The sequence below is a fragment of the Leptospira sp. GIMC2001 genome, assembly GCF_028462125.1.
In the GTDB taxonomy this organism is placed as follows: Bacteria; Spirochaetota; Leptospiria; order Leptospirales; family Leptospiraceae.
In genome coordinates this window covers 132,342-145,610 of sequence record NZ_CP115467.1, presented here as the reverse complement: position 1 = coordinate 145,610, position 13,269 = coordinate 132,342, and the positions used below count along the sequence as shown (strand labels likewise).

At 37.2% G+C, this 13,269-nt stretch carries 15 protein-coding genes; 11 read left to right on the top strand and 4 right to left on the bottom strand.

Features of this window, described 5'->3' with window-relative positions:
- Positions 1-59 precede the first annotated feature (59 nt).
- The gene (locus O4O04_RS00680; RefSeq protein ID WP_272531658.1) at positions 60-1,004 is read right to left on the bottom strand and encodes an amino acid--tRNA ligase-related protein; all 945 of its coding nucleotides are present in this window, start codon (positions 1,002-1,004) and stop codon (positions 60-62) included.
- A gap of 38 nt (positions 1,005-1,042) precedes the next feature.
- Here O4O04_RS00680 and O4O04_RS00675 point away from each other — a divergent pair, with 38 nt between their 5' ends.
- The gene (locus tag O4O04_RS00675) at positions 1,043-1,465 is read left to right on the top strand and encodes an STAS domain-containing protein (RefSeq protein ID WP_272531657.1); all 423 of its coding nucleotides are present in this window, start codon (positions 1,043-1,045) and stop codon (positions 1,463-1,465) included.
- Here the strand turns inward: O4O04_RS00675 and O4O04_RS00670 are convergent.
- Complete coding sequence (locus O4O04_RS00670; protein WP_272531655.1) at positions 1,398-1,802, bottom strand: DUF4279 domain-containing protein; 405 nt, start codon at positions 1,800-1,802, stop codon at positions 1,398-1,400. The two genes, O4O04_RS00675 and O4O04_RS00670, sit on opposite strands and share 68 nt — an antisense overlap.
- Before the next feature lie 58 nt (positions 1,803-1,860).
- Between O4O04_RS00670 and O4O04_RS00665 the strand changes: the two genes are divergently transcribed.
- From O4O04_RS00665 to meaB, 9 genes are all read left to right on the top strand, one after another.
- Positions 1,861-2,586: a response regulator transcription factor gene (locus tag O4O04_RS00665; RefSeq protein ID WP_272531654.1), complete on the top strand. Its 726-nt coding sequence runs from the start codon at positions 1,861-1,863 to the stop codon at positions 2,584-2,586.
- A gap of 27 nt (positions 2,587-2,613) precedes the next feature.
- Positions 2,614-2,892: a hypothetical protein gene (locus O4O04_RS00660; protein ID WP_272531653.1), complete on the top strand. Its 279-nt coding sequence runs from the start codon at positions 2,614-2,616 to the stop codon at positions 2,890-2,892.
- 11 nt (positions 2,893-2,903) lie between these two features.
- Positions 2,904-3,245 carry a hypothetical protein gene (locus O4O04_RS00655; protein WP_272531652.1) on the top strand — a complete coding sequence of 114 codons (342 nt, stop codon included), beginning with the start codon at positions 2,904-2,906 and terminating at the stop codon, positions 3,243-3,245.
- Positions 3,245-3,589, top strand: coding sequence for a hypothetical protein (locus O4O04_RS00650; protein WP_272531651.1), 345 nt, complete (start codon positions 3,245-3,247; stop codon positions 3,587-3,589). Before O4O04_RS00655 ends, O4O04_RS00650 begins: the two co-directional genes overlap by 1 nt.
- A complete protein-coding gene (locus tag O4O04_RS00645; protein ID WP_272531650.1) occupies positions 3,590-5,626 on the top strand; it encodes an ABC-F family ATP-binding cassette domain-containing protein in 2,037 nt (678 codons plus the stop codon). It abuts the gene before it with no gap.
- 68 nt (positions 5,627-5,694) lie between these two features.
- On the top strand, positions 5,695-6,156 hold the full coding sequence (locus O4O04_RS00640; RefSeq protein ID WP_272531648.1) for a DUF1499 domain-containing protein: 462 nt from the start codon (positions 5,695-5,697) through the stop codon (positions 6,154-6,156).
- Positions 6,157-6,203: 47 nt separating this feature from the next.
- Positions 6,204-8,357 (top strand): methylmalonyl-CoA mutase, encoded by a 2,154-nt coding sequence (scpA, locus tag O4O04_RS00635; RefSeq protein WP_272531647.1) that lies wholly within the window; start codon positions 6,204-6,206, stop codon positions 8,355-8,357.
- Between the two features lie 46 nt (positions 8,358-8,403).
- Positions 8,404-9,636, top strand: a complete 1,233-nt coding sequence (locus O4O04_RS00630) for a PrsW family intramembrane metalloprotease (protein ID WP_272531646.1) — start codon at positions 8,404-8,406, stop codon at positions 9,634-9,636.
- 3 nt (positions 9,637-9,639) lie between these two features.
- Complete coding sequence (meaB, locus tag O4O04_RS00625) at positions 9,640-10,701, top strand: methylmalonyl Co-A mutase-associated GTPase MeaB (protein WP_272531645.1); 1,062 nt, start codon at positions 9,640-9,642, stop codon at positions 10,699-10,701.
- A 57-nt stretch (positions 10,702-10,758) separates the two neighbouring features.
- On the opposite strand, the gene O4O04_RS00620 is transcribed toward meaB, so the two are convergent.
- Together O4O04_RS00620 and O4O04_RS00615 are read right to left on the bottom strand one after the other, a co-directional pair.
- The gene (locus tag O4O04_RS00620; protein ID WP_272531643.1) at positions 10,759-11,895 is read right to left on the bottom strand and encodes a thioredoxin family protein; all 1,137 of its coding nucleotides are present in this window, start codon (positions 11,893-11,895) and stop codon (positions 10,759-10,761) included.
- Between the two features lie 157 nt (positions 11,896-12,052).
- Positions 12,053-12,670: an NADPH-dependent F420 reductase gene (locus tag O4O04_RS00615; protein ID WP_272531642.1), complete on the bottom strand. Its 618-nt coding sequence runs from the start codon at positions 12,668-12,670 to the stop codon at positions 12,053-12,055.
- A gap of 170 nt (positions 12,671-12,840) precedes the next feature.
- On the opposite strand from O4O04_RS00615, the gene O4O04_RS00610 reads away from it, so the two are divergent.
- Complete coding sequence (locus tag O4O04_RS00610) at positions 12,841-13,245, top strand: winged helix-turn-helix transcriptional regulator (protein ID WP_272531641.1); 405 nt, start codon at positions 12,841-12,843, stop codon at positions 13,243-13,245.
- The last annotated feature ends 24 nt before the right edge of the window (positions 13,246-13,269 follow it).

The window sequence follows — 13,269 nt, the reverse complement described above, 5'->3', positions numbered from 1 at the left end:
CCAAAAAATGACTGAACATTTAGTCATTAAAATACAGAGTCTAGACTACCTAACTTATATCAACCAAAAAAAAGACGATAAGGACTAACATCTTTGAGATGGTTCAATTTCATTGCTCTCATAAAAAGCCGATCTAATCCTATTGATATCCCAGTCGCCTCAGGAAAATGCAAGTCTAAGCAAGATAGAAAATCTTCATCCAAATCAAAAACCTTTTTCCCGAGGGAAGCACGCAATCTCTGCTCATTCTCTAAGCGTAATCTTTGTTCGGTTGAGTCACCTAACTCATTAAATGCGTTAGCGACTTCTATCTGATCCCAATAGATTTCAAATCTTCGAGCTACTCCGTTTTCCACTTTTGCAAGCGCTGCACATTCAGGAGGATAATCGTATAGAAAAACAAAACCTGCCGGTAAATGTGGCTCAATCAAATTGAGAAAAACCAGGAAATATAAATCTTCATATCTGTCGGATTCTTGAAAAGGAATTGAATGGATACGAAGGGTCTCTTCAAGATCACGTCTTAGCCATCCACGTCCCGTCCTTTCTTCAAAAACCTGAATGTTAGTTAGGCGACTAACAGGTATTTCATCCCAGCCAAAATTCTTCCAATGGGACTGAAGATGCGACATGTAAGCAATCGTGCAATCCATCATATCAAATTCATTCATTTTCGATGCATAAAATTCTAACATTAAGAATTCGGCTGTGTGGATAGGACTCCCCTTTTCTCCCGAACGATAGCAATGAGCGATTTCGTATACGCGTTCCAATCCACTCGACAGTGCCATTTTTAGAGAATATTCAGGACTTGTGATTAGATAGCCATTCTCTTCATGTGATTCTGAGTGCACTATGAACGGATCAAGATAAGGTTCCATTCCAACGATTTTCTTGAATGAGGGTGTATCCACTTCAATGAAATTTTCCTTCTCTAGAAATTCTCTCGTTGAGCGAAGAAATTTGGATCTAAGTATTTGAATTTCGCGAGGTAATAGATTCATAGGTTGACTTATTATCAAATAGTTATAAAATGTATGCAATGGCAAGAAGCAAACTACGCTATTTTCGATTTCGTGAGGTTGCGAATGCAATCGAGCTAGTTTGTTTATTCAATGAGGTAGATGAGAAAATAGAGGTAGAAGCTTCTTCAGTTTTTGCCATGTTGTATTTCCAGACAAGGAATCACATTAGAATAGATTTGTTCGGAGTTAAATATTTGCCATTAAGCTTTCTCACGAAACTTATGACCTTAGCTAAGGATCTAAAAGAGAAAAAAAGAGTTCTTATACTTGCGGGCTTGTCCCCTTCTGTGAATCATTTTATTCGCAGGTTTTCTCTACAAAATATTGTATTCTTGCAATCGGATGAGAGAACTCGCAAAAGAATTCCACCGACTATGCACTCTCTTCTAGCCAAGGGAGGAATTCCAAGTGGATACCTAAATCCCCCAAAAGCAACATAAGCCTTGGCTCCAATTTGATTCCGTCAACATCAGCATCCGAAAATTCAACAGATGTATAAAGAACGATCTCCATTTCCTGAGACCACTCTTTCAAAAGTTTACGAGCAGGTGCAATTCTTTCAAGTATATCCCAGAGATGTTCTGAGAGAGTAGCGTCCGGCTTGAGTCTTGAGTTCAATTGCCAAATAGGCATTGTTTGCTTATCTTGTAAGCTGGTTGTATTGCTATCGTGCGAATAGTCTGGACTTACTCCAAGTTCTCTTGATACGGTATCTGGTTTTAAGGATGTACCTTGGATGATTAAAGTTGACCAAGATCTTGGTTTTTTTTTGTGCATTGTTTTTTACTTGCATGAATAGGATTTTGCGGCTTTTTGTTAATTACAAGGAATTTTTATGAAAAATATTTTGGTAATCGAGGATGATCCGGATATCGGGAACTTGATTCGAAAGTCGCTTGATTCCTCTCATTACACAACTGTCATTCAGTCGACTGGTGAAGAAGGACTGAAGCATTATAAAGTAAGTCATCCCGATCTAATCATTTTGGATCTTAGTCTTCCTGATCTCGATGGAATGGATGTCTGTCGAAGCATTCGAAAGACAGATGAATCTACTCCCATATTTATACTATCTGCAAGAACAGAAGAAATTGACCGCATCATGGGATTGGAATTGGGAGCGGATGATTATATCACCAAACCTTTTTCCGTTCGTGAATTGAAAACCAGAGTTGATGTATTCTTTCGCAGATGGGATAAGAAGATTGGAATCAAACCCAATATTGGATCCGGTGGCGAAATCATTCGTGGAGCTCTTAAGATAGATCCGATTCGACGTCGCGTAACTTTGAACGAGAACATCATTAATATTTCACGTAAAGAATTTGATATTTTACAATTGCTTGCGAGTTCACCAGGCAAAGTCTTCAGTCGCGAAATGATTTTGGAATCGGTCTGGGGTGTAGAATGGGATGGATTTGAAAGAATGATTGATAGTCATATCAAGAGAATACGTTCTAAATTAGAAAAAAATTCTGCACAACCAGAATGGATTGAAACAATCTGGGGCATAGGATATAGATTCTCGGACAATTACGACAATATCATCATACCGGATTAATTTCCGTTAGGCGAGATCGGAGGGATCATGGAAAAAACAGCAACTAGTCTTGAACAAGAAATAAAGAATTATAAAAATAAAGCAAAAGAATTAAAAGATAAAGCAAGAGAGAAATATCTTGAGAACGTAAACGATGTTCGGGACATGGCAAGACTCATTGGTGGTGAAGCATCTGTTCGTGCTAAGGAATTTGTTGATCATGTTGAAGAATACGTAGAAGAACATCCGAAGAAGGCAGTGCTATGGGGATTAGGAATCGGTGTTGGAGTAGGAATTATCCTCTCTGCATTGATGCGCCGTGATTAATCGCAAGCTCAATGGCAACGGAAACAAATAAAGCAGCTAATAAAACAAAATCAAAAGGGATAAAGGGTTCTCTAGAAAGATTACTTGAAAAAGTCATCGATTATCTGGATGCTCTACTCTTGTATGCGCAAAAGCATACAGAAATTTTTCTAACAAAACTGATCATCAAAGGAATCTGGTTTGTCTTAGCTTTTTTTACAATTTGCATAGGACTTGCTTACATTTCTCAGAGCATTTATCTCAGTTATGAAAAATTTGGAGCGCTTAGTCCAATACAAGCATCGCTTGCTACTGGTTTTTCATTTCTTTTGGTATCCTTTCTTTTCCTGAGATTCCTATTAGGAAAGTTCTAATGCCCTTACCGAAAGCCCCAAAGGATATGAATCTCGAAGAGCTAAGGATGTTACTTGAGGTTCGAAAGCTTGAAATGAAAATCGAGCTTCAAGATGTCCAACATTCACTGAGAATTGGATCCAGAATTCTAACTGCTGTAAAAAAATCGGGAATTTTGGAACAGATCACAAGCCTTATAGCATCCAATGATACACTCCGTAACCAAACTTCTCACCAAGCCAATCAAGCAACTAACAAATCGGAGACGGCATCTGATCAATCAACCAAATCTAGTTCTCAATCCAAATCTCAAAAAACAAAAAATTCGAATCAATCGACAAAGCTTAAGAAAAAAAATTTATAAATGATCCTATTATCTGCGCAATCCGTTACAAAATCCATTGGCCCTAAAACTCTATTCACTGACGTAAACCTCGGAATCTCCGAAGGTGAGAAAATGGCGATTATAGGAACCAATGGTTCGGGTAAATCTACATTCCTTCGTATCCTACTCGGCAAAGAAGAAATTGATAAAGGGCAAATTGTTCGAAACAAAGAACTAAAAATTGCTGCCCTACTCCAAGATCCACCTTATGTGCCAACGGAAAGCATTCAAGATCATATCCTAAAAACTGACAACCGATTGTTTGCTGCTATTCGCAATTATGAGATCGCATGTGAAGCATTAGAGCATGACCATTCCGAATCCGCTGAGTCGAAATTCAATGACGCCATGGCAGAAATGGACAGAATGAACGCATGGGAGACGGAAACCAATTTCCAATCTATGTTGAAAGAGTTAGGAATTGACGATCTCGACAAGAAGATGAGCGAGCTTTCTGGAGGAATGCGCAAAAAGGTTGAAATTGTCAAGTTGATCCTCGAAGATAGCAACTTACTTGTATTAGATGAGCCAACAAACCATTTGGATGTCGAGACGATTCTGTGGTTGGAAAACTATCTCTTGGAAACAGATAAGGCAATACTTATCATTACTCATGATAGGTATTTTCTTGACCGAGTCGTCGATAAAATCGTTGAAATTGATCGCAAGAAAATCCGAGTCTTCGATGGTAAATATGGTGATTATCTAGAAAAGAAAAACGAAATCCGCGAAGTAGAAGAAAGATTGGAAGAAAAAGCAAAAAGCTTTCTTCGAAAAGAAATTGAATGGTTGAGAAGACAACCGAAAGCTCGCGGAACCAAGCAAAAAGCAAGAATACAAAGATATGAAGAAATTGATAACCGCGAAAAATACGCAGTTGATAAAAAATTGGAATTGGGTTCTATTGCATCACGTCAAGGTAAGACAATTCTTGAAGTAAAAAATCTTACAAAAGCCTTTGCTGAAAGAAGTATTCTAAGTTCTTTTACCTATCATTTTAAGAAAAGTGAACGCCTTGGAATCGTTGGGCCAAATGGTTCGGGCAAATCGACCTTCCTCAATCTTATAGCTGGAAGAATCGAACCAGATAGCGGATCTATCAAACCAGGGATCAATACTATATTCGGATATTTTGATCAAATGTCAGCTGAGTTAGATCCGACCATGAAGGTCGTTGACTATATCAAGAAAAAATCTGGCGATTCCATAACACTCGAAGACGGAACCAAAATTACCGCTTCTAAATTACTTGAGCGATTCCTTTTTCCAGGTGAGATTCAATATTCACCAATCGAAAAATTATCCGGTGGTGAGAAAAGACGATTGTATTTGGTTGAGATTCTCATGAAGAACCCCAACTTTCTTTTGTTAGATGAGCCGACTAACGATTTGGATATTCAAACATTGAGTGTATTGGAAGAATTTTTAATTGATTTTCCTGGATGTGTTATACTGGTTTCCCATGATAGATATTTTATGGATCGGATCGCCAATTCACTTCTTGTTTTTGGAGAAAAAGGTGAGTTGATTCAATCCCATCTTTCCTATTCTGAATATTTAGATGAAAGCAAAAAATCCAAATCTAAGGACAGTATTTCTTCTGGCTCGGGTTCATTGAACTCAATTTCGAAAGATGAATCAAACAATGATGATGCGTCGGACAAAAATGGATCGCATGGCAATCCGAAATCAGTGACTTCTGGTAATTTGGCAAAATCAAGTTCAGAAAATTTCGATGGCAAAAATCCATCCAATCTATCTCAATCCGATTCTAAAACCAGCGCGCAATCGCAGGCTGTCAAAGATAAACCCAAATTGAGTTATAAAGTGGAAAGAAAAATCAAAGAGTTGGAAAAACTGATCGCAAATTCTGAAACAAAAAAATCGGAAATTGAATCACAGATGATCGAACATACTTCGAACCCAAGTAAACTTCTTGAATTTTCGAAAGAAATAGAAAATTTGAATCTTATAATCAACAATTCTTTAGAGGAATGGGAAAAGCTACAAACATAGAGAAAGAAATTTTCACATTCAAAATTTGGAATATTGGATTATATTTTTTCTAGAAAAGGGATTGAACGATGGAAGCTGGAATCGGTATTTTTATAATTTGTTGCATGAGTATTTTAAGTCCTTTTTATGGAGTTGATAAAGAAGGACAATTGCATGGCTGTGCTCCATCACCTAACTGTGTTTCAAGTGGTAGTTGGGAATACAATTATATTCACCATATTGAGCCTATCACTTATAATTATGATTCATCGACAGCCTTCAAGAGAATGCATACCTATTTTGAAAACTCCGAAAATATTCATATTGACGAAGTAATTTCCGACCAATACATTCGCGTTACCTATTTTACAAAAGTTTTTCGCTTCCCTGACCGGGTGGAATTATTTTTCCCCAAAGACCAAAACCATATAGAAGTTCGTTCCCATTCGTGGATAGGACTTTGGGATGTCTTTGCCAATCGATTGCGAATTGCTCGCTTTCGAAATATTATTGATTCGGAGAATCCGCCAACCTCTGAAACTTTGTTTTAAATAGTTTTTAACTTGCCAAATTCGAAAATTTAGACAGGGTAAACGATATGAGACCTAATTTTTCAGAGATTCCTTTTTCAAAAAATTTCTTTACTTCTGCGAATTCAAGCGCTCCCCAATCTGCTAACGAATCTGAATGGGCTACTCCTGAAGGAATCAATGTCAAGAAATCGTATTCATCCGAAGATAAAAAAGATTTAGAGCATCTAAATTATGCAGCAGGACTTCCACCCTTTCTTCGAGGTCCATACTCGACCATGTATGTTATGCAACCTTGGACTGTTCGACAGTATGCAGGATTTTCCACTGCTGAAGAATCGAACGCTTTCTATAGAAGAAATCTTGCTGCAGGTCAGAAAGGATTATCAGTTGCTTTTGACCTTGCCACTCATAGAGGATATGACTCCGATCATGATCGAGTTGTAGGAGACGTTGGAAAAGCCGGAGTCGCTATCGATTCCATTCTCGATATGAAAATACTTTTTGATCAGATACCTCTCGATCAAATGTCTGTTTCCATGACAATGAATGGAGCAGTGATTCCTATCATGGCCTTCTTTATCGTAGCTGGAGAAGAGCAAGGTGTTCCTGCGGAAAAATTGTCGGGCACTATTCAAAATGATATTCTAAAAGAATTCATGGTGAGAAATACATATATCTATCCTCCAAAGCATTCTATGAAAATCATCGCTGATATTTTTTCATATACCTCGCGGTTTATGCCAAAATTCAATTCCATTTCCATATCCGGTTATCATATGCAAGAAGCAGGAGCTACCGCCGATCTTGAGTTAGCTTATACTCTTGCGGACGGACTTGAATATCTAAGAACTGGAATTGAGTCTGGTTTAGATGTGGATGCATTTGCTCCAAGACTTTCTTTTTTCTGGGCAATTGGAATGAATCATTTTATGGAAATCGCAAAGATGCGAGCAGGACGCCTACTCTGGGCAAAAATTGTAAAAAAATTCAATCCTAAAAACGCAAAATCCATGGCACTTCGAACCCACTGCCAAACTTCAGGTTGGTCTCTTACTGAACAAGATCCATTCAATAATGTTGCTAGAACTTGCATTGAAGCAATGGCAGCTGCACTTGGACATACTCAATCTCTACATACCAATGCACTGGATGAAGCGATTGCTCTTCCTACAGATTTTAGTGCGAGGATTGCAAGAAATACTCAGATCTATCTTCAAGAAGAAACAAATATCTGTAAGGTGGTTGATCCTTGGGCTGGTTCCTACTATGTAGAAAAACTGACTCACGATATCGCCCACAAAGCCTGGGAGCTTATCGAAGAAGTAGAAAAATTAGGTGGAATGGCAAAAGCAATCGAAACTGGCATTCCGAAAATGCGAATCGAAGAAGCTGCAGCAAGAAAGCAAGCAAGAATCGATTCTGGTAAAGATGTTATTGTTGGTGTAAACAAATACCGACTCGCCAAAGAAGATCCAATTGATATTCTCGATATTGATAATACTGCTGTACGAAATGCACAGCTTGAACGATTGGCAAAACTCAAAAAAGAAAGAGATCCACAAGCTGTAGAAGCTGCACTCAATGCGATCACAAGTGCGTCAGAAACAGGCAAAGGAAATCTTTTGGAACTTGCCGTTGATGCCGCAAGAAAGCGTGCAACTCTAGGCGAGATTTCTTATGCAATGGAAAAAGTATTCGGGAGGTATAAGGCTGTGATTCGATCTATATCTGGTGTTTACTCTTCGGAGATCTCTGAAGACTCAAGTTTTCTAGATGCAAGAAACCTTGCTGATGAATTTGCTAAGTTAGAAGGAAGGCGACCAAGAATCATGGTTGCGAAAATGGGACAAGACGGACATGACCGCGGGGCAAAAGTTATTTCCACAAGTTTTGCTGACCTTGGATTCGATGTTGATATAGGTCCATTGTTTCAAACTCCAGCTGAAGTCGCCAAACAAGCAGTAGAGAATGATGTGCATATCTTAGGTGTCTCTTCCCTCGCTGCAGGCCATAAAACTTTAGTTCCACAAGTAATCGAAGAATTAAAAAAGTTGGGTGCAGACGATGTGCTAGTGATTGTTGGAGGAGTGATTCCCCATCAAGACTATGAGTTTCTCTACAATGCAGGTGTTGCAGGAGTTTTTGGACCAGGGACTGTAATATCTCTTGCGGCTAAGCAGATTCTTGAAATTCTGCTTTCAACTCGAAGAGCAGCTTAGCTTAGTTAGATCATCAATTCTTTGATTCGACAAGGATATTAATAAAATGCTGAGTAACCCTTTTGTTCTATTGGCACTAGCTGTCTTGCCTGGCTTAATCTATGTAACCATCTACTACGGAATGGACAAGCATAGAAAAGAGCCTGTTGGCATTGTGCTCAAAACTTTTTTCTGGGGTGCTGCTTTGGTTTTTCCAATCGGCTTACTTCAAACTTATATTCCTGAAGAAATGTTTGCTGGTTTTGCTCCGCTCTATGCTCTATACATGATTTGTATTGTAGGTTTCACGGAAGAACTAGGGAAATGGTTAGTCACTAGGTATTATTCTTACAATAATACGCATTTTGATGAACTAACGGATGGTTTGGTTTACGGAGCTTGTGCCGGCGGTGGGTTTGCTGTATTTGAGAATATTTTTTATGTTTTCGATCATGGTTTCGAAACGGGAATCATTCGGGCGGGACTCTCTGTTCCTGGACATATTTTCTGGGGAGCGATATCAGGATACTGGCTCGCAAAACATAAATTTGATGGTGCTAGTCAAGCGACTATGTTTATTCGAGGATTAGGTTTTGTCTCTGTAGCGCACGGATTGTTCAATACTTTTTTAAGTTATGGGATGACAATGATTTTTGCACCCGTCATCGTTGTATATTGTGGAATTCTCACCCATAAATATTTCAAATCAGCACTAAAACATGATTTTGAAAACATCCACTCTTTGGAAATGGATGTTGTTACAAGTGAGCAATTGATTCAATCGGAAGATGGAAGTGTGTCTTACAAAAAAGAAGTTCGGATTGCAAAAACTGCAAACCCAATCCTTCTAAATTTATTATCCAATCTGTTCAAATTGATGAGTTTTGTATTCTTTGTAACGACTACTCTACTTGCTCTTCACTATGCTGATAGCTGGAATGAATTCATAGACAATACTTCGCTTGCCTTGGAGAATCTAGCTTCAATACTAGTACTAGTCACAATAACTTATTTCCTATTCCATTATGGAAGATCATTCGATAGAAAAGCAACTGAAATAGATCCAACTCGATTGATTCGAAAGAAAACAAAATTTCGATATATAAGCTTTATTGCCCTTGCAATCCTTTCGGTTACATTAAGTTTAATTTATATATTTACAATCTCTTTAGAAGATTCAACAAACAGCTTGTCGATGGATGTTTTTTTGCTCGGATACCTATTGTTATTTACAGGATATTTTGTTCTAAAAGTCAAAGAATCGAAACCCAATCAGCAAGTAGACCAAGAAATAATTTGATCAATGAAAGAATCGGCGCTGAAGATATCCAAAGGTGTAGAACAAGTAAGCTCACTCAATCCAAATCTTAAGACCAACGTATCCAAAAATAAAAAGAATGTTTTGAAAGTTGATGAATATGTTCAAGGTATTTTGAAACAAGATTTATTAATGCTTAGTAAAGGAATAACTTTAGTTGAATCCAACAATCATGAACATCATCTTATAGCTTCGGAAATAATTGAAAAATTATTACCTTATACTGGCAATTCCATCCGAATCGGAATAACTGGAGTTCCAGGTGTTGGTAAATCAACCTTTATCGAAGCATTTGGGGAATATATTATTTCCAAAAATAAAAAACTAGCAGTTCTAGCAATCGATCCCACATCTCAGAGATCCCATGGAAGCATTCTTGGTGATAAGACTCGAATGGAGAATCTATCCAAGAATCCTCATGCTTATATCCGACCTTCTCCAGCAGGCGGATCACTTGGTGGCGTAGCAAGAAAAACTCGTGAGACTACACTATTGTGTGAAGCTGCGGGTTTTGATACAATACTAATCGAAACAGTTGGTGTCGGCCAATCGGAAACAGCGGTTCATTCAATGGTCGATTTTTTTCTTCTTCTTATGCTCGCTGGTGCAGGAGACGAATTGCAAGGAATCAAGCGCGGAATTATGGAGATGGCAGATATGATTGCAATCAATAAGGCTGATGGGGATAATTTCCATAAAGCGACAGGTGCGAAATCAGAGTATTCTGCGGCACTCCATCTATTTCCACCGACTGCATCAAACTGGATTCCAAAAGTTCTCACCTGTTCTTCGACAGAAGCGACAGGAATTGATCAAGTATGGAATCATATTGAAGAGTATATTCAACTAACAAAAGAAAATGGGTACTACACCAGAAATCGCAAAGAACAAACTCGATATTGGTTTCGTGAATTTCTCACAGAAGCAATACAAGATAATTTCTATGCGAAACCCAACCGAAAAGAAAAGGCAAAATCTTTAGAAGACCGTGTAGTAAAGGGTGAGATTACGAGTCTCACCGCAATACGCGAATTGATGGAATCTTAAGTATCCAACATTTTATAAATAAAAAATTACAAATGTAACTTGGAAGAAAATAATTCATTACTTTGAGACAATCCCATAGTCTTTCCATACATCTTCTCGATAGACTAGCACTTTTCCTTTTCCTTCAACGGGAACCGCTAACCATTCGTTACTAGAATTGTTCAGCATTATGATATAATGCTCATCTCGCCTATTCTCAGTAAAGCTATACTTCGTTGAATTCCCGACAATATATTCCCAATTTCCCGACGGAGCCAAAGTAAGCTGTCCAGATTCTTCACCCGTAATTGATAAATTCAGACTAGGTCTGCTAGGTGAACTAGGTGCCGTTGTTGAGGAAGATACCTGATTGCTATTGTATGGCACAGCATATTTCGTGATCGAATTGATGAATTTTTTTGGGCTCTCCCAACTTGGATCTGCATTTTTGATTGGTTTCATATTCTGATCTGCAAGATACATTGTTGGAAAATATTCTATATCATATTTAGAATTATAGGAGTCATCGGATTCCCCATCTTTATATCTAAAAGTAACATAATTTTTATTAAGATAATCACCGACTTCTTGCTTGGACAGAATTTCTTTACTTAAATTCACGCATGGTCCACACCAATCTGCTGTGTATAAAACTAAGATTTTTTGTCCTCGTGATTTTGCAAGTTTCATAGCTTCATTATCGTCATCAAGCCAATTGATTTTATCTTTTGCCAAGGATCTTGATTTTAAAGCGACTTTATCTTTTACAATTTTTACATTCAAGATTATATTTTGTTCTTGTGGTCGAAGACAAACGTCTTTTTTCGTATCACATAATTGTGTTTTGATTGAGATCGGAACCTTGTACATTTCGTCTGACTTAGCTCGACCTTTGATTTCTGATAGACTCAGCTTATAACTTCCTGCAACTTTATCATTTCCTTGACCTGGAAGAATTATGCTTTCTCCTTTTTTAGATCCTTTAGGTTCAGATTTCAGAGCAATAAGAAATCCCGTCTTATTATCTACTTTGAATTCAGTAACAATATTAAAGTTTAAAGTTGATAAATGTTTCAAATAAATATGGAAACCTTTTGGCAGCTTAACATCGATACCAAAGTCAAAATTGCTTCCAGCACCAATTTCAATAACTTCAGGTGCTTTTAATTGAAAATCGACTGTTTTGGGCTGCGCCAAAATCGGATTTATTGCCATTAATGTAATCATGGCGAGGCCAAAAATCGAGAGGGAATTTCTATTCATAAAGTGATAAGAGAAACAACTCTCAAAACAATTCAATTATTTTTCTTGGGAAATATTTTTTTATTTCTATTCCAAAGCACCAATACTCAACATCAGAAAATTAAATATTTTATCTTTTTAATATTTTAAACCCAATATTTCTTCCTTGTTTTTGGAACATAGCTAGATTGATCCAGAAAAATGCAAACTGTTCCATCAAATCAAACTTATCATTGCCTCCAACATCATAACATTCTGCAAAACCTGCATCATCGGCTAATTGAATTGCAATCTCTTTGCCCTTAGCTGAATCTCCACATACAAAGGCATCCAAATTTTGATTACCATATTTGGGATCAGCTAGGTTGTTTGCACCGGTAGTATTAAAACATTTTACTACATCATTCGTCTCAGTATGATCTAAAATTGCGGACGTTGTATTGTTGTAGCCTATTGCACCTTTGCCCATAATAGTATTCATTGTGTCGATTATGATTTTACTTTTTGTATTACCTAAAGACTTAGTAACTTCTATGGTTGATACTGCAGGAGTTGAAATCACGATTACATCTGATAATTGTACAGCCTCAGAAATTGAATAGACGGATGTATTCAAATTTTTTAAAAGCTCTTTTCCTTTAAAAGAATTTATATCTCTAACCCCCAAATTGATATCATGTCCTTTTTGTGACCAGATTGTTGCTAAAGCACCACCTACGTTTCCTGTTCCAATGATCGCGATCTTCAAATTTTACTTCTCCTATTTCTATAAACTAATATAGTAGTTAATAGAAAATTGATACCAAATTTTTAATTGATACAGTATGTTTTAGTATATACCTACTAGATGCAATAGTTAATAACATTTATGATATTTACTAATCAGTTTATCAAGAATGATATATAAAGGAAATAAATATGCCTGATTTTCTATACAAAGGGAAGACTTATTACAACCCTGTTGAATTTGTTTTGGATTGGATTGGCGGAGCATGGAAAATGCCAGTTCTTTGGCGAGTAAGAGAAAAAACTCTACGATATTCAGAAATCAAGAAAACTCTACCTCATATATCTGATCGAATGCTTTCAATCACTCTCCGAGAGCTTGAGCAAGTCGGACTACTGCACAGAAAAGTTTATGCAGTCGTTCCACCAAAAACTGAATATTCTTTAACTGAGTTAGGCAAAAAGTCCATCCCAGTAATTGATGTATTGCGAGAGTTTGGTATATTTCTTATGAAGAGTGAAGGAATCGAAACAAAAAATGAAACTCCCATAACAAATAATACCAAAAATAGAATTTCCAGAAAAAAACAATTGTGAAATATAAGAAATCTATTCTGAAAT